We start from the raw sequence: 15,188 nt of genomic DNA on the forward strand, positions 1-15,188 counted from the left end.
GCAGCATTCCCCGCCCCCCACCCCTGCAGGCATAATCGCCGCGGGAGCGGCAAAGCACATCGCTGAAGGGGGACGCTCGGTGGCAACCGAACCAAACGCCCGCGTCAAAGTCATGGTGGTCGACGACCACCCCATGTGGCGCGACGCCGTCGCCCGTGACCTCGACGCCGCCGGATACGACGTCGTCGCCACCGCAGGCGACGGCCCTCAGGCGGTGCGCCGCGCCAAGGCGGCCGGCCCCGACGTGCTGGTCCTCGACCTGAATCTGCCCGGCCTCCCGGGCGTCGAGGTCTGCAAGGCCGTCGTCGGCGACCTCCCCGCGCTCCGGGTCCTCGTGCTCTCCGCCAGCGGTGAGCACGCCGACGTGCTCGAGGCGGTCAAGTCCGGCGCCACCGGCTATCTCGTCAAGTCCGCCTCCACCGAGGAGCTCGTCGACGCCGTCCGCCGCACCGCCGCGGGCGATCCCGTCTTCACCCCCGGCCTGGCCGGCCTGGTTCTCGGCGAGTACCGGCGCCTGGCCACCGACCCGCCGCCCGCCACCGCCGACGACCCGGCGGTCCCGCAACTCACCGAGCGCGAGACCGAGGTGCTGCGGCTCGTCGCCAAGGGGCTCTCGTACAAGCAGATCGCCGAGCGCCTGGTCATCTCGCACCGGACCGTGCAGAACCATGTCCAGAACACCCTCGGCAAGCTCCAGTTGCACAACCGCGTCGAGTTGGTGCGGTACGCGATAGAGCGCGGTCTCGACGAAGAATGAGTCCCTCGTGCGAGTGAAGCGCGGGACCCAACTCCCGCGCCGTTCCCCGGAATAGCTTGTTCGCCCCATCCCTTGTGACGTGGATCACCGTTAGCGTGGGCCCATCTGCTTGACCGTCAGAAGGGAACACGTGATGCGGGTAGGAGTACTGACCGGTGGCGGTGACTGCCCCGGGCTCAACGCTGTGATCCGTGCCGCCGTCCGCAAAGGCGTGCAGCAGTACAGCTATGAGTTCGTCGGCTTCCGGGACGGCTGGCGCGGTCCGCTGGAGGGCGACACCGTGCCGCTCGACATCCCGGCCGTGCGCGGCACGCTGCCGCGCGGCGGGACCATCCTCGGCTCGTCGCGTACGAATCCGCTGAAGGTCGACGGCGGCATCCGCCGGATCAAGGAGAACCTCGCCAAGGAGGAGGTCGACGCCCTCATCGCCATCGGCGGCGAGGACACCCTCGGCGTCGCGGCCCGGCTCGCCGACGAGTACGGGATCTCCTGCGTCGGCGTGCCGAAGACGATCGACAACGACCTTTCGGCGACCGACTACACCTTCGGCTTCGACACCGCCGTCAATATCGCCACCGAGGCGATCGACCGCCTCCACACCACCGCCGAGTCGCACATGCGCGTCCTCGTCGTCGAGGTGATGGGACGGCACGCGGGCTGGATCGCCCTGCACTCGGGCCTGGCCGGCGGCGCGAACGCCATCCTCATCCCGGAGCAGCGCTTCGACCTCGACGAGGTCTGCAAGTGGGTCGAGTCCCGCTTCAAGGTGCGGTACGCGCCCATTGTCGTGGTCGCGGAAGGGGCCATGCCCAAGGACGGGCAGATGATCCTGAAGGACGAGTCCAAGGATTCGTTCGGGCACGTCCGGCTCTCCGGCGTCGGTGAGTGGCTGGCAAAGCAGATCGAGGCCCGCACCGGCAAGGAGGCCCGTACGACCGTCCTCGGCCACGTCCAGCGCGGCGGCACCCCGAGCGCCTTCGACCGCTGGCTCGCCACCCGCTTCGGCCTGCACGCCATCGAGGCGGTCAAGGACGGCGACTGGGGCAAGATGGTCGCCCTCCGCGGCACGGACATCGTCCGCGTCCCGCTGACCGAGGCCACGGCGAAGCTGAAGACGGTCAGTCCGGAGGAGTACAAGGAAGCCGGCGTCTTCTTCGGCTGAGCGCGCAGCAGGCGGGGCGACTCAAGTCCATGCTCACAGCAGCGACTTGAGCCGCTCCGCCAGCAGGTCCCAGCGCCACTTCTCCTCGACCCACGCGCGGCCGCGCTCGCCCATCCGGCGGCGGAGGTCCGGGTCCTTCAGGAGCGTCGTCACCCGCTCCGCCGTCTCCGGCGCCGAGCCGCCCCGCACCACCCAGCCCGTCTCGCCCTCCAGGACCGCGTCCGGGGCGCCGCCCGAGTCGCCGCCCACCACCGGGAGGCCGGTGGCCGACGCCTCCAGATAGACGATGCCGAGGCCTTCCACGTCCAGGCCGCCGCGCCGCGTACGGCACGGCATCGCGAACACGTCGCCCGCGCCGTAGTGGGCCGGGAGCTCGGCCCAGGGGACGGAGCCGGTGAAGCGGACCGCTGACGCCACGCCCGTCTCGCGGGCCAGCTTCTCCAGATCCTCCTGGTACGGGCCGCCGCCGACGATCAGCAGCACCGCGTCCGGCACCGCCGCCAGGATCCGCGGCATCGCCTTGATGAGGGTGTCCTGGCCCTTGCGCGGGACCAGCCGCGAGACGCAGACGACCACCGGGCGGTCGGCGAGCCCGAGCCGGGCCCGTACGACATCGCCGCCCGAGCCCGGGTGGAAGGTCTTCTCGTCGACTCCGGGCGGCAGTTGCACCATCCGGCCGGCCGCCGCCGGAGTCAGCGCGCGGGCGATACGGGAGCGGGTGTACTCGCCGAGGTAGGTGATCGTGTCCGTCGACTCCCCGATCCGGCGCAGCAGCTGCCGCGCCGCCGGGAGCTGCGCCCAGCCCGCCTCATGGCCGTGCGTGGTGGCGACGAGGCGCCGGGCCCCGGCCTTCCGCAGGGCGGGCGCCATCAGGCCGAGCGGCGCCGCGGCCCCGAACCACACCGACGAGCAGCCGTGCTCGCGCAGCAGCGCCGTCGCGCGCCGGGCCACCCGCGGGGTCGGCAGCAGCATCGTCGTGCGGTCGCGGATCACCGTAAAAGGCTGCTCCGCGTCGAAGGCGCGGGTCGCCTCGCGGCCCTCGGCGTCCCGCTTCCAGGTGGACGCGTAGACCACGACCTGCTCCGGGTCGAGGCGCAGCGCCATGCTGTGCAGGAAGGCCTGGATGCCGCCCGGCCTGGGCGGGAAGTCGTTGGTAACGATCAGGGTCTTGTGCATCGGGGCCGACGTTACCTGTGCAGACGGCCCGGCACCGGCTGGCATAGGGTCGTTGCCATGACCACGGGGAGGATCGCGGGGCCCGTCGCGGCGTGGGCGATGACCCGCGTCGTGCTGCTGCTGCTCGCCTTCAAGGTGATCAGCATCTCGGACCTGGATGTCACCAGCGATGTCCACGTGATCTATCAGGGCTGGTACGACGTCCTCAGGACCGGCGCCTTCCCCGTCGACGACGTCTCCTGGCAGTACCCGCCGGCCGCCGCGCTCGCCATCCTCTCCCCCGCGCTGCTGCCGTTCCTCGACTACGCGCACGCCTTCTTCGTCCTGGCCTGCGTCGCCGACGCGATCGCCTTCGCGCTGTTCCTGCGGGCCGGGACCAGGGAAGGCCGCAGCCTCGCCGGCGTCTGGGTGTGGATCGCCGGCGTCGCGCTGCTCGGGCCGACCGCGTATGCCCGCTACGACCTGATGGTCACCGCCCTCGCCGTCGGCGCGCTGCTCACCCTGGGCAGGCATCCCCGCGCCGGCGGGGCGCTCGCCGCGGTCGGCGCGATGGTGAAGGTCTGGCCGGCGCTGCTGCTGCTCGGCACGCCGCGCGGGCGCGACACCCGCCGCTCCTGGGGTACGGCCGTGGTCACGGCGGGCGCCGTCGCCGCGGCCTTCGCGGTGGCGATGCCCGGCGGCTTCACCTTCCTCACCGCACAGAAGGACCGCGGCACGGAGGTCGAATCGCTCGGCGCGCTGGTCTTCCACATTGCCCGGCACCACGGCTGGGAGGGGCGGGTGGCGCTGAACTACGGCTCGATGGAGTTCCTCGGCCCCGGCGTGACGACGGTCAGCAACATCGCGCTCGCCCTCTCCATCGCCGCCATGCTGTGGCTGGTGCTGTGGCGGCTGCGGGCCCGCGAGTTCACCCCGACGACGCTCACCGACGCGGGCTTCGCCGCCCTGCTGCTCTTCACCACCACGAGCCGGGTGATCAGCCCGCAGTACATGATCTGGCTGGTCGGCCTGGCCGCGGTGGCGCTGACGCTGAACGCCGCCCACCAGGCGGTGCCCGCGGGGCTGGTGCTCGCGGCGACGGCGCTGACGCTGGTCGAATTCCCGCTCTACTTCGGCGATGTGGTCGGCTCCACGGGCTTCGGCATCGCGCTGATGGCGGCCCGCAACGGGCTGCTGGTGATCGCCACGTATCTCGCCTGCCGGCGGCTGTGGCGCAGCACCGTAAGCCTCAAGGACCGGCCCGGGCGGCGGCGGGCTCAGCCGAGCTGGGCGCGCAGGTACGAGCGCCAGGACTCGGTGAACTCCCCCAGCCCGACGCCCAGCTCCTCCTGAAGCACGGCGCCGACCCGGCCGCCCTTCCCCACCCCGCGGTACACGGCCTCCAGCTTCTCCTGCCCCCACCGCTCCGCGATGAGCACGCACGCCAGCCAGGCCTCCTCGTATGCCCGCGCCAGCGCGTCCTGGTCGCTGCCGAAGCGGAAGTCCCGGTCCTTCGGCAGCTCCTGTGGCAGATATCCGCCGGCCACGGCGCGCGCCAGCTCGGGCGCGCCCTGCCGCGGGGTCCGGGAAGCGGCCCGGTAGCCGGACCAGTCGGCGAAGCCCTCGGACAGCCACAGCGGGGTGGCGGAGGTGGTGGCCGCGCGGGTGGCGACGTGGGTGATCTCGTGCGTCAGCACGATCCGCCGGCCGACCTCCCCCAGCAGGTCGTACGCCTCCGGGTTCACCACCACCCGGTCGGCCGGCGCCGACCGCCCCGCGCCCGCTTCGCCGGTGGTCACGGCCGCCATGCCGCGGTAGTCGGCGGGCGGCGAGCCGAGCATCCGCGCCATCGCGGCCAGCGACTCGGGCGCGAAGATCACCACGCGGCGGGCCCATGTCCCGCTCCAGGCGCGGTCGGCGGCGGGCACCGCGCGGTCCGCGGCGGCCGCGATCGAGCGCAGCCAGGCCTCGCTGCGACCCACGCCGAGCACGATGCTGCGCTTGCCGCGCACCACCTGCACCCGGCCCTGGTCCCACAGCTGCTGCCGCTCCCCCGCGGTGCTCCGGCCGGGCCAGGAGACGTACCACCGGCCGTCGCTCTCGCGGAGCAGCACCTGCTCGGTGGTGGTGACGGCGGCGGTGTCGTAGCCGCGCAGCCGGTAGCCGATCTCAAGGGTGGCCTCAGCCGGGGAGCCGTCCGGCAGGCCGGACTTCAGGCGGTACGAGTAGGAGTCCAGCGGCACGTCCGCGAGATTGCCGAACACCCGCCGCTGCGCCTGGCGGTCGCCCGGCGCGGCCGTGTTGAGGAAGGCGCCCTCGTCGCGCCGCACCAGCGCCTCGCCCCGGCGGTCGAGCATCCGCTGCACCTCGGCGGCCCGCTCCCCCGCGCTCGGGGCGCCGCAGCCCGCGAGGACGGCGGCCAGCACGGCCGCCATCACCACCGCGGCCGACTGCCGGACCCCGCCCCTCACCCCTGCCACACACTCGATCGTAACGAGCCCGCCCGGTTGTGCTGCGTTCTCCCGGGGGGCGCTCAGGGGCGCGTGACGGAGGCGATCGGCATCATCCCCACGGGGTCGTAGCGGACCCGCGCGCCGGGGTACGGGGAGTGCACGACCTGGCCGTTGCCGACGTACATGCCGACGTGGCTGGCGTCATCGCGGTAGACCACCAGGTCGCCGGGGCGGGCGGCGCCCAGCGGCACCTGCCGGCCGGCGGTGCGCTGCGCCTGCGAGGTGCGCGGGATGGCGACGCCCGCCTCCTTGTACGCCCACTGGGTCAGCCCTGAGCAGTCGAAGCCGCCGGGCCCGGCGTGGCCCCACACGTACGGGGTGCCGACCGCGCGGCGCGCCGCGTTCACGGCCAGCGCGGCCCGGCCCGATCCGGGGGCCAGGCTCTTGAACGCGGCCGACACGGTGCCGCCGAGCCCGGAGTCGCGGTCCGCGTCCCGCGCCGCGCGCGGCGTGGCGGCCAGCAGCCGCTGGGCGGCGGCGAGTTTGCTCTTGACCAGGCGGCGGCTCTCGTTCAGCGCGCGCTGGCTGCGCTCCAGCTTCTCGAGCGTGTCGGTGGCGGAGACCCGCTGCCGCTCCAGGCCCGACAGGGCTCGGGCGAATTTCTCCAGCCGTCCGGACTGCAGCGCGCTGATCCGCTCGATGGTGGCGGCCTTGGTGAGGTACGCCTCCGGGTCGCGGGACAGGAACAGGCTCACGCTCGGGTCGATGCCGCCGGCGCGGTACTGCGCCCCGGCCATCTCGCCGAGGGCCGTACGCATGCCGTTGACCCGCTGCTGCCCGCGGGCGGCGCGCTCCTGCAGCTGCTCGGCCTTTTCGCGGAGCTTCTCGGTGCGCTCGCGGGCGCCGTTGTACTTCTCGGTGGCGCGCTCCGCCGCCGCGTACAGCTCGTGCACACGGGTCTGGGCATCTGCGCGCTCGTCCTTGGGCGCGGCACCGGCCTGCGGGCCGCTCAGCGCGGCCGCCGCGGTGGCCGCGGCGGCGGTCAGGACGGTCACACGGGCCGTGCGCACACGTCCCGCCGGAGTCGGTCGTCGATGGGAAGACACGCGGCAGACAGTAGCCGCGTGATTACTCGGCGACCAAGGACCGCTGTGGATACGGAACGTGACGACCCGGCGCCCGCGCAGGTCACCGGGCGCGCAATGGGGCGGCCGCGCGCCCCGGAATTCCCCCGAACGGAGGGTGTGTCGGGGTGTTAAACGGACTGAAGACCATTGGGGGCTTTCGCCCCCAAACCCCCTCAGACGCGGGCGCCCCACATGAACGGCATGTTCCCGACCGCCTCGTAGCGGACGCTGGCGCCCGGCTTCGGGGCGTGCAGCACCTGGCCGTTGCCGGCGTAGATGCCGACGTGGTGCAGGTCGTTGTAGAAGAAGACCAGGTCACCGGGCTTGAGGGAGCCGACCGAGGATATTCGGCTGCCGACGTTCGCCTGGTCCTGGGAGATCCGCGGGAGCGAGCGGCCGGCCTGGTTGAACGCCCACTGGGTGAGGCCGGAGCAGTCGAAGGAGGACGGGCCGGTGGCGCCGTACACGTACGGCGAACCGATCTTGGTCTTGGCGGCGGAGAGGGCCGCGGCGCCGACGTTGGAGCCGGCGGCCTCGTTGCCGAGGTCGGCGCGCTGGCTGGAGCGGTCGGCGCGGGCCTCCTCCTGCTGGAGGGCGGCGCGCTCCTTGGCGTTGAGGCTGTTGAGCACCCGCTGCGCCTCGGCGAGCTTGCTCTGCACGGCCTTCTTCTTCTTGCCGAGCTCGGTGCGGGTCTTCTCGAGGTCCTTGAGCTTCTGCGCGGCTTCCTGGCGCTGCTGGGTGAGCGTGCGCTGCTTCGAGGAGATCTTCTTCAGCGCCTCGGCCTGCTTGCCGCTCAACTGGTCCAGCGAGGAGGCCTTGTCGAGATACGTGTCCGGGTCGGACGAGAGGAAGAGCTGCACCGAGGGGTCGATGCCGCCGCCGCGGTACTGGGCGGTGGCGAGCGAACCGAGGCCGTCGCGGAGGTCGTTGAGGTCCTCCTGGCCGCGGGCGACCTGGTCCTGCAGGTCGCTGACGCCCTTCTGGAGCTTCTCCTGCTTCTCCTTGGCGCCGTTGTACTTCTCGGTCGCCGCCTCGGCTTCCTCGTAGAGCTTGTCGACCTTCTTCTTGACTTCGCTCTTGGAGGGCTCGGCGTGGGCGCTCTGCGACGCCAGGGTCACGGCCGCGGCAGCGGTCACGGTGATGACGGACACCCGTGCGCGGTGCGGCTTCGGCTGCTTCGGTCGACGGTGGGACGCCACGAAGGCGAGCTCCTTCATCCTCAGCCGCCGTACCTTGGCTTGGTCAGGGCCGCGGTCCTGGCGGGACCTTCGCCGTCACCCCTTTTGGGCGATCGACAGTACGAAGGTTCGAGGCCAGACCTTAGTAACCCGCCCGTGATCGGAGCAAACCAACGCCGGAAAATTCTGGCTTGCGGCCCGTTTCTTTACTCACTTCACACGCGTAGTGATGAAGCGCTGACGCCCCGGAGTTGGCGCTGTCCGATATGTCAGGTGCGTGCAAGTCGCTTGAGAAGCAGCGTCGATGCGACCGGACGCGCACCCGCCTTCGCGACGCCATCGGCCACCTCGCGGTCGGAGGAGACCACGACGACCGGGCGCCCCGGCGGCTCGGCCCGTACCAGCCGGCGGATCAACTCATCAGCCGTCTCGCCCGGCTTGCTGAACAGCACCCGCACGCCGCGCGGCGGCGCGAGCAGCACCGGAGCCGCCAGCTCGGCGCCGTCGAAGACGCAGGTCATCTCCGCGCCGGTCTGCGCCGCCAGCACCGCCATGCCGCCGAGCAGCCGCAGCCGCTGCTTCTCCAGCGGCATCGTGGGATAGCCGGTCTTGGTGACGTTGTAGCCGTCCACCACCAGGTGCGCCTGCGGCAGCGCCAGCAGCTGGTCCAGCAGCGCCGGGTCCGTATCGGACAGGGCCCGCGCGGCGATGTCCTTCGGGGACATCCGGCCCGGCTCGACCGCGCCGACCGTGTCCGCGGGCCGGGTCTCCGCCGGCGGCAGCGCCAGCTCGCGGCGCAGCCCCTGGGCGGCGTCCAGGACGGTGTCGAGCAGCAGCCGCAGCCGCATGTCCTCGACGCTGCGCCCCTCGCGGGCGGCCCGGCGCCCCGACTCGACGGCGGCCTCCGCCTCCGCGAGCCGCGCCTTCAGCCGCCGCGCCTCGCTCTCGGCGGCGGCGAGCTGCTGTCCCGACTCGGAGCGCGCGTCATGCAGTTCGGCCTGCAGCTTGCGTACAGCGGCCTCGCCGCGCTTGACGTCGCTGACCGCGCTGCGCAGCTTCCGGTGCAGCGATTCGTTCTCTTTACGGGCCGCGTCCAGCTCGCCGCGCACCCGCTCGGTCTCCTGCCGGCCCGCGGTCCTGGCCTCGGCGAGCTCCTCGCGCAGCCGGCCCAGCTCGGCCCGGGTCTCCTCGCCGACCAGATTGGCCTTCGCCCGCTGCTCCTCCTCGCCGGCGGCGACGATCAGCTTGACCCAGCCCTCGGGCCGCAGCACATACGCCAGCGCGCCCACGTCGACGGGATCGGCGGCCGCGGGCGGATTGCCGTCCGCGACGGCGCCGGCCAGCTCCGGCTGCAGCTCGCGCAGCCGCGCGGCGATGCGCTGCCGGAAGACCGGGTCGCTCTCCAGGGCGGCGGCCATCGCATTGCCGGCGAACTTGGCCCGCCGGGTCGGGGTGAAACGGGCATACTGCCGCAGCTGCGGCGGCAGTTCCGCCACCGTCAGGCCGCCGAAGCACTCACCGGTGAGCGCCACGACCTTGCGGCGCACGCCTTCCGGCAGCGGGCGGTCGAGCCCGTCCGGGACTCCCTCCGGCGAGGGCCCCCCGGCCACGTCTCTCCGCTCCACTGCCCGTCACATCCTCCTGGCCGTCTCGCCCGGCCCCTTACGCCTGCGCCGCTGGAGCGTCTGCTCCCGCGTCCGCGTCCGGCCGGTCCACCAACTCGATCTGGTCGACGGCATTGCACCAGCGGCAGCGCACGGACTCGATGCTCTCACTCAGCACCTCGCGCTCCTCGACCTTCGGCGCACCGGCCAGGTCGAGATGCACGTACTCGACCACACGGGAGGAGCGGGTGACGTCGAAACGGGTCAGATTGCCGCAGAGAGTGCAACGCCACCGCGTCTGGTCAGTGGGCAGGGGAACCGGCATCGTTACGTCCGCTCCGTGAGGGTAGAGGGCCTGTCTATGCAACCCTACGGCCTGGGGCAAGCCCCACGGCAGCCAGATGGGCAGGCAGATAGAGTGAGCGCCGCACCCCGGGCGCGTAGAGGGAGAGCCAATTCATGATCACCGCGATCGTGCTCATCAAGACCAGCGTGGACCAGATCCCCGAGATCGCCGAGTCGATCGCGGCCCTGGACAGCGTCAGCGAGGTCTATTCCGTGACCGGCGCACACGACCTGATCGCGCTGGTGCGGGTGGCCCAGCACGACGATCTGGCGGATGTGATCCCCGGCAGCATCAGCAAGATCCCCGGCGTGGAGTCGACGGAGACCCACATCGCCTTCCGTACGTACTCGCAGCACGACCTGGAGGCGGCGTTCGCCATCGGCCTGGATTCGTGAAGATTCCTTCATCTTCAGTTCATCCTGGCTTTCGGTCGCGCCCCGCAGGCTTGCGGGTATGGCCTTCTCTCAGCGCATGGCCGCCCTCGCGGCCATCGTGGCGATACCCCTCGGGGTCGCCGCGACCAGCTACGCCCTGACCGACAGCCCTGACGACGCGAAGCCGTCGAAGGTGGAGATGGAGAGCGAGTCTCCGTCGCCGTCGGAGTCCTCGGGGTCCCCCTCGGACTCGTCGGATCCCTCGGGCCCCTCCGGCTCCTCGAGTCCCGAGGAGTCGAGCTCACCGAGCGACGAGGTGGTCTCGCCGCCGCCGGTGAGCGATGACGATGATGATGACGGCAACAGCGGCAACGGCAACGGTGACGACGACAATGACGATGGCTGATCGCTAGTCCATGCCCCGAATATCCGCCCGGGTCCGCATCCTGCTGTGGCTGCTGCTGGTGCTGACCGCTGCCCCCGTCGTCGTCGCGGCGACCACGCGCGGCGTGCTGATGCGCGATGTCGATCAGCACATCAGCCAGATGCTGGAGCAGGAGACCGGGGAGTTCGAGCACTTCTTCGACCGCGGGCGGGATCCGGAGACGGGCGAGCCGTTCCGCGATCCGGAGCGGCTGCTGAAGGTGTTCCTCGAGCGGCAATACGCCGATCCGGACGAGGAGCTGCTGGGGCTCATCGAGCGCCCCCGCAGCAACGACCCCAGAGACTTCGTCCAGCGGCGCGAGATGCGCATACCCAAGCCGCTGATGGACGATCAGGACGCGCAGCACAAGATCTTCACCTCCTCCAGGTCCACCGGCAGCCTGGACCGAGGTTCGGCGGGCGAATTGCGCTGGGCCAAGGTGACGATCGAGGCCGAGCCGCGGGCCGCCTTCGTCGTCGCCTTCCACCCGCAGCGCGAGCGCGAGGAGGTCAACGAGGTCTTCTGGCTGCTCACCGCCATCTCCGGCGTCTCGCTTATCTTCACCGCGGGCGTCGGCTGGCTGATCGCCGGCCGCATCCTCAAGCCGGTGCGCCTGGTCCGTACGACCGCCGCCGAGCTCACCGAGCAGGACCTGACCCGCCGCATCCCCATGCACGGCTCGCAGGACCGCGACGACATCGCGGCCCTCGCCGCGACCTTCAACGCCATGCTCGACCGCCTGGAGTCCGCCTTCGCCGCCCAGCGCGACTTCGTCGACGACGCCGGGCACGAGCTCCGTACGCCCATCACCATCGTCCGCGGCCATCTGGAGCTGATGGGCGACGACCCGGCGGAGCGTGAGGAGACGATCCGCCTTGTCACCGACGAGCTGGACCGGATGAGCCGGATCGTCGAGGACCTGCTGCTCCTCGCCAAGGCCGAGCGCCCCGACTTCACCACCCCGGAGCCGGTCCAGCTCGCCGAGCTGACCGCCGATGTCTACGTGAAGGTGCGCACCCTCGGCGACCGCGACTGGGTCCTCGACGAGGTCGCCGACGCCGAGGTCCGTATCGACCCGCAGCGCATCACCCAGGCGATGGTCCAGCTGGCCCAGAACGCCGTCCAGCACACCGCCCCAGGCCAGCGCATCCGCGTCGGCTCGCGGCTGCGCGCGGACGGCATCGAGCTGTACGTCGCCGACCACGGCCCCGGCGTCCAGCCGCAGGACGCCGCCGTCATCTTCGACCGCTTCCGCCGCGGCACCGCCCGCCGGGGCGCCCGCGGCGGCGGGGCGGGCCTCGGCCTCGCCATCGTCAAGGCCATCGCGGAGGCGCACCGCGGCCACGTCGACCTGACCCCCACCGAGGGCGGGGGCGCCACCTTCACACTCGTACTCCCTGAGGAACGCCCGTGAACCGGATACTCGTAGCCGAGGACGAGGAGCGCATCGCCGCCTTCGTCGAGAAGGGCCTGCGCGCCAACGGCTTCACCACCGCCGTCGCCGCGGATGGCGACACCGCATACGACTACGCGATGACGGGCGGCTTCGACCTCGTGGTCCTGGACATCGGGCTGCCGGGTCAGGACGGCTTCACGGTGCTGCGGCGGCTGCGCGAGGCGCGGGCGTCGGTGCCGGTGATCGTGCTGACGGCCCGCGATTCGGTACGGGACACGGTGGCGGGTCTCGAAGGCGGCGCCGACGACTACATGACCAAGCCGTTCCGCTTCGAGGAGCTGCTGGCCCGGGTCCGGCTGCGGCTGCGCACGGCCGCCCGCGCGCCCGAGGTGACGGTGCTGCGGAGCGGGGAGTTGTCGCTGGATCTACGGACCCGGCGGGCGCGCTCGGACGACGGGCGGACGGTGGACCTGACGGCGCGGGAGTTCGTGCTGCTGGAGCTCTTCCTGCGGCATCCGGGTCAGGTGCTGGCGCGGGAGCAGATCCTGTCGCATGTGTGGGGCTACGACTTCGACCCCGGGTCGAACATCGTGGACGTGTATGTGCGCGCGCTGCGGAAGAAGCTGGGCGCGCACTGGGTGGAGACGGTGCGCGGGATGGGCTACCGGCTCCCGTCGGCGTAGTTCGGCGTAGTTCGGTGAAATCTCCTTAATCAAGGGCTCATTGGAGGCTCACGGCGGGCGACCAGTGTCGTCGTCGTGACCTTCTCCATACGCCAGCTGGCGACCGCGTGCGTGGCACTGAGCCTGTGTGCCCTGCTCCTGGTCCCCGGCAACGCAACCGGCCTCGGCACCGACGGCCGCCTCACGCTGATCATCTTCACGCTTGCCACCTGCGCGTGGATCGGCACCCCGATCGACGACACGTACATCGCGCTGGGCGCCGGCCTCGCGCTGGTGGCGACGGGGGTGCTGGACAGCGAGGTGCTCTTCGGGACGCTGGGCGATGAGACCGTCTGGCTGCTGATCTGCGCCTTCGTGCTGGCGGCGGCGGTAACGCGGACGGGGTTGGCCGGGCGGGCGGCCGCCTTCCTGGTCACCGGCGCTCGGTCGGTACGCCAGCTCTTCCACCTCACCACGGCCGCCTTGGTGGTGACGGCCTTCGCGGTCCCGGCCACATCCGGGCGGGCGGCGCTGGCGCTGCCGGTCTTCCTGGCGCTGGCGAAGGTACTGGCGGACCGCCGCCGGCTGGTCGTCGCGCTGGCGCTGCTCTTCCCGACGGTGATCCTGCTGTCCGCGGTGGCGACGCTGATCGGCGCGGGTGCGCATCTGATCACGGTGTCGGTGCTGTGGGACACGACGGGCGAGCGGATCGACTTCGTGCAGTGGCTGTTGCTGGGGCTGCCGTTGGCGGTGGTCTCGTCGCATCTGGCCGCCGAGGTGGTGCTGTTCGTGACGACCCGGCGCGCTGACCGTACGGGCCCGATCCGTATCACCGCGGACGACATCCAGGCGCACAGCGAGACCCCGGTGACGGGAAAGCTCACCACGGCGGAACAGCGCACTGCGCTCCTGCTCGCGGTGGTCGTGGCGCTGTGGTGCAGCGAGCCGCTGCACCTGGTGCCGCCGGCGGTGGTGGCGCTGATCGGCGCGGTGGTGGCGTCGTCGCCGGCGCTGGGGACGGTACGGCTGAAGGACGCGCTGAAGACGGTGCCGTGGTCGATGCTGTTGTTCATGGCCGCGACGATGGCCATGGGTGTCGCCCTGTCGGAGTCCGGCGCGGCGAAGTGGCTGGTGGGCGGGCTGCCGGGGGGTTCTACGGCGCCGCCGTGGCTGTTCCTGGCGGTGGTGGTGGCGGTGTCGACCGCCGCGCATCTCATCCTCCAGTCGCGCTCGGCGCGTTCGAGCGTGCTGGTCCCGCTGGTGGTCGCCGCCGCGCTGGCGGCCGGGGTGAACCCGGTGGCGGCGGCGCTCGCATCGACTGCGGCCGCCGGTTTCTGCCAGACCCTCCCCGCCTCCGCGAAGCCGGTCGCGCTCTTCGCGGACGTCCCCGGCGTGCCCGGCTACACGCAGCGCGACCTGCTGCGGGTGGCGGTCTTCCTGGCCCCGCTCACGGCGGCGCTGATCCTCGCCTTCGCCCTTTACGTCTGGCCGCTGCTCGGCGTGCCGGCGACTCGTTGACCCGTATCAACTGCATAAGGAGCCCCAGATGATGACCCGTTACGCCATCGCCCCCTCCGGCTTCAAGGAGTCCCTGTCCGCCGAGGACGCGGCCGCGGCCATCGCGGAGGGCGTCCGCCGCGTGGTGCCCGACGCCGAGACGGACCTGATCCCGCTGGTGGATGGGGGCGAGGGTACGGCTGCGGCACTGGCCGCCTCGACCGGCGGGGCGCTGATCCGGAAGCGAGCCACTGGTCCGGTGGGCGCACCGGTGGACACGCACTTCGCGCTGCTCGGGTCGGGTGAGATCGGCACGGCGGTGGTGGAGATGGCGGCGGTGGCCGGGCTGTCGCTGGTCCCGCGGGACCGGCGCGATCCGGGTGCGACGACGACGTACGGGGTGGGCCAGCTGATCCGGGCGGCGCTGGACGCGGGGGTGCCGCGGGTGCTGATCGGATGCGGCGACTCGGGCACGTCCGACGGCGGGGCGGGCGCGCTGCAGGCGCTGGGCGCGCGGCTGCTGGATGCGGACGGCCGTGAACTGCCGCGGGGCGGTCGCCATTTGGTGCGGCTGGCGCGGATCGACGCGTCGGGTCTTGACCCGCGGTTGGCCGGCACGGACCTGCTGGTGGCCTGCAATCCGTACAACGTGCTGTGCGGTCCGCGCGGCGTCGCGCGGGTCTTCGGCCCGCAGAAGGGTGCGACACCGGCGCAGGTGGAGGAGCTGGAGGTTGGGCTGGAGCGGTGGGCGGAGGTGCTGACGCGGGACTTGGGGGTGTCGTCCGATCTGCGGACGGGGCTGGGTACGGGCGCGTCGGGCGGTCTGGGCGCGGGTCTGGCGGCGCTGGGGGCGCAGCTTCGGCCGCGCTTCGAGGTGCTGCTGGACCATTTGGATCTGGACGCGCGCTTGGCGGCGGCGGACTTGGTGATTACGGCGGAGGGGTCGCTGGATCACCAGACGCCGCGAGGGAAGGTGCCGGCGGAGGTGGCGCGGAGGGCGAAGGCCTGCGGCCGGCCGGTGCTTGCCCTGGCGGGGACCTGGCTCTGATACTC

General features: G+C 72.0%; 14 protein-coding genes and 1 pseudogene. 9 read left to right on the forward strand and 6 right to left on the reverse strand.

Features of this window, described 5'->3' with window-relative positions:
• Positions 1–112 precede the first annotated feature (112 nt).
• Together G5C51_RS31555 and G5C51_RS31560 are read left to right on the forward strand one after the other, a co-directional pair.
• Positions 113–757 carry a response regulator gene (locus G5C51_RS31555; protein ID WP_165242380.1) on the forward strand — a complete coding sequence of 215 codons (645 nt, stop codon included), beginning with the start codon at positions 113–115 and terminating at the stop codon, positions 755–757.
• A 133-nt stretch (positions 758–890) separates the two neighbouring features.
• On the forward strand, positions 891–1,919 hold the full coding sequence (locus tag G5C51_RS31560; RefSeq protein WP_165242356.1) for a 6-phosphofructokinase: 1,029 nt from the start codon (positions 891–893) through the stop codon (positions 1,917–1,919).
• 33 nt (positions 1,920–1,952) lie between these two features.
• Here G5C51_RS31560 and G5C51_RS31565 read toward each other — a convergent pair whose 3' ends face one another.
• Positions 1,953–3,095, reverse strand: a complete 1,143-nt coding sequence (locus tag G5C51_RS31565) for a glycosyltransferase family 4 protein (protein WP_165242358.1) — start codon at positions 3,093–3,095, stop codon at positions 1,953–1,955.
• A gap of 57 nt (positions 3,096–3,152) precedes the next feature.
• On the opposite strand from G5C51_RS31565, the gene G5C51_RS31570 reads away from it, so the two are divergent.
• Complete coding sequence (locus G5C51_RS31570) at positions 3,153–4,427, forward strand: glycosyltransferase family 87 protein (RefSeq protein WP_165242360.1); 1,275 nt, start codon at positions 3,153–3,155, stop codon at positions 4,425–4,427.
• Here G5C51_RS31570 and G5C51_RS31575 read toward each other — a convergent pair.
• From G5C51_RS31575 to G5C51_RS31595, 5 genes are all read right to left on the reverse strand, one after another.
• Positions 4,352–5,554, reverse strand: coding sequence for a hypothetical protein (locus tag G5C51_RS31575; RefSeq protein ID WP_338118373.1), 1,203 nt, complete (start codon positions 5,552–5,554; stop codon positions 4,352–4,354). The genes G5C51_RS31570 and G5C51_RS31575 overlap by 76 nt on opposite strands.
• Positions 5,555–5,607: 53 nt before the next feature.
• Positions 5,608–6,633, reverse strand: a complete 1,026-nt coding sequence (locus G5C51_RS31580; RefSeq protein WP_165242362.1) for an NlpC/P60 family protein — start codon at positions 6,631–6,633, stop codon at positions 5,608–5,610.
• Positions 6,634–6,827: 194 nt separating this feature from the next.
• On the reverse strand, positions 6,828–7,853 hold the full coding sequence (locus G5C51_RS31585) for an NlpC/P60 family protein (protein ID WP_165242364.1): 1,026 nt from the start codon (positions 7,851–7,853) through the stop codon (positions 6,828–6,830).
• 248 nt (positions 7,854–8,101) lie between these two features.
• Positions 8,102–9,442, reverse strand: a complete 1,341-nt coding sequence (locus G5C51_RS31590) for an NYN domain-containing protein (RefSeq protein ID WP_338118374.1) — start codon at positions 9,440–9,442, stop codon at positions 8,102–8,104.
• Positions 9,443–9,494: 52 nt separating this feature from the next.
• Entirely contained in the window at positions 9,495–9,761 is a 267-nt protein-coding gene (locus G5C51_RS31595) for a hypothetical protein (protein ID WP_165242368.1), read from the reverse strand.
• A gap of 134 nt (positions 9,762–9,895) precedes the next feature.
• Here G5C51_RS31595 and G5C51_RS31600 point away from each other — a divergent pair, with 134 nt between their 5' ends.
• The 6 genes and pseudogenes from G5C51_RS31600 to G5C51_RS31625 all read left to right on the forward strand — a co-directional run.
• Complete coding sequence (locus G5C51_RS31600) at positions 9,896–10,177, forward strand: Lrp/AsnC family transcriptional regulator (protein ID WP_165242370.1); 282 nt, start codon at positions 9,896–9,898, stop codon at positions 10,175–10,177.
• Positions 10,178–10,235: 58 nt separating this feature from the next.
• A complete protein-coding gene (locus G5C51_RS31605) occupies positions 10,236–10,562 on the forward strand; it encodes a small secreted hydrophilic protein (RefSeq protein ID WP_165242372.1) in 327 nt (108 codons plus the stop codon).
• Between the two features lie 10 nt (positions 10,563–10,572).
• Positions 10,573–11,994 carry a sensor histidine kinase gene (locus G5C51_RS31610; RefSeq protein ID WP_165242374.1) on the forward strand — a complete coding sequence of 474 codons (1,422 nt, stop codon included), beginning with the start codon at positions 10,573–10,575 and terminating at the stop codon, positions 11,992–11,994.
• Positions 11,991–12,659 carry a response regulator gene (locus G5C51_RS31615; protein ID WP_165242376.1) on the forward strand — a complete coding sequence of 223 codons (669 nt, stop codon included), beginning with the start codon at positions 11,991–11,993 and terminating at the stop codon, positions 12,657–12,659. The genes G5C51_RS31610 and G5C51_RS31615 overlap by 4 nt, the downstream gene beginning before the upstream one ends.
• A gap of 75 nt (positions 12,660–12,734) precedes the next feature.
• Positions 12,735–14,156 carry an SLC13 family permease gene (locus G5C51_RS31620; protein WP_165242378.1) on the forward strand — a complete coding sequence of 474 codons (1,422 nt, stop codon included), beginning with the start codon at positions 12,735–12,737 and terminating at the stop codon, positions 14,154–14,156.
• Positions 14,157–14,184: 28 nt separating this feature from the next.
• A pseudogene (locus G5C51_RS31625) lies at positions 14,185–15,174 on the forward strand (glycerate kinase family protein); the annotation flags it as partial.
• Positions 15,175–15,188 lie beyond the last annotated feature (14 nt).

This window comes from Streptomyces coryli, from assembly GCF_011044975.1.
Taxonomy (GTDB): domain Bacteria; phylum Actinomycetota; class Actinomycetes; order Streptomycetales; family Streptomycetaceae; genus Streptomyces; species Streptomyces coryli.

Bases quoted from the DNA above. Each gene is read 5' to 3' on its own strand.
- G5C51_RS31605 (WP_165242372.1), top strand. From the start codon at position 10,236: ATGGCCTTCTCTCAGCGCATGGCCGCCCTCGCGGCCATCGTGGCGATA.
- G5C51_RS31555 (WP_165242380.1), top strand. From the start codon at position 113: ATGGTGGTCGACGACCACCCCATGTGGCGCGACGCCGTCGCCCGTGAC.
- G5C51_RS31570 (WP_165242360.1), top strand. From the start codon at position 3,153: ATGACCACGGGGAGGATCGCGGGGCCCGTCGCGGCGTGGGCGATGACC.
- G5C51_RS31595 (WP_165242368.1), bottom strand. From the start codon at position 9,761: ATGCCGGTTCCCCTGCCCACTGACCAGACGCGGTGGCGTTGCACTCTC.
- G5C51_RS31560 (WP_165242356.1), top strand. From the start codon at position 891: ATGCGGGTAGGAGTACTGACCGGTGGCGGTGACTGCCCCGGGCTCAAC.
- G5C51_RS31565 (WP_165242358.1), bottom strand. From the start codon at position 3,095: ATGCACAAGACCCTGATCGTTACCAACGACTTCCCGCCCAGGCCGGGC.
- G5C51_RS31600 (WP_165242370.1), top strand. From the start codon at position 9,896: ATGATCACCGCGATCGTGCTCATCAAGACCAGCGTGGACCAGATCCCC.
- G5C51_RS31610 (WP_165242374.1), top strand. From the start codon at position 10,573: ATGCCCCGAATATCCGCCCGGGTCCGCATCCTGCTGTGGCTGCTGCTG.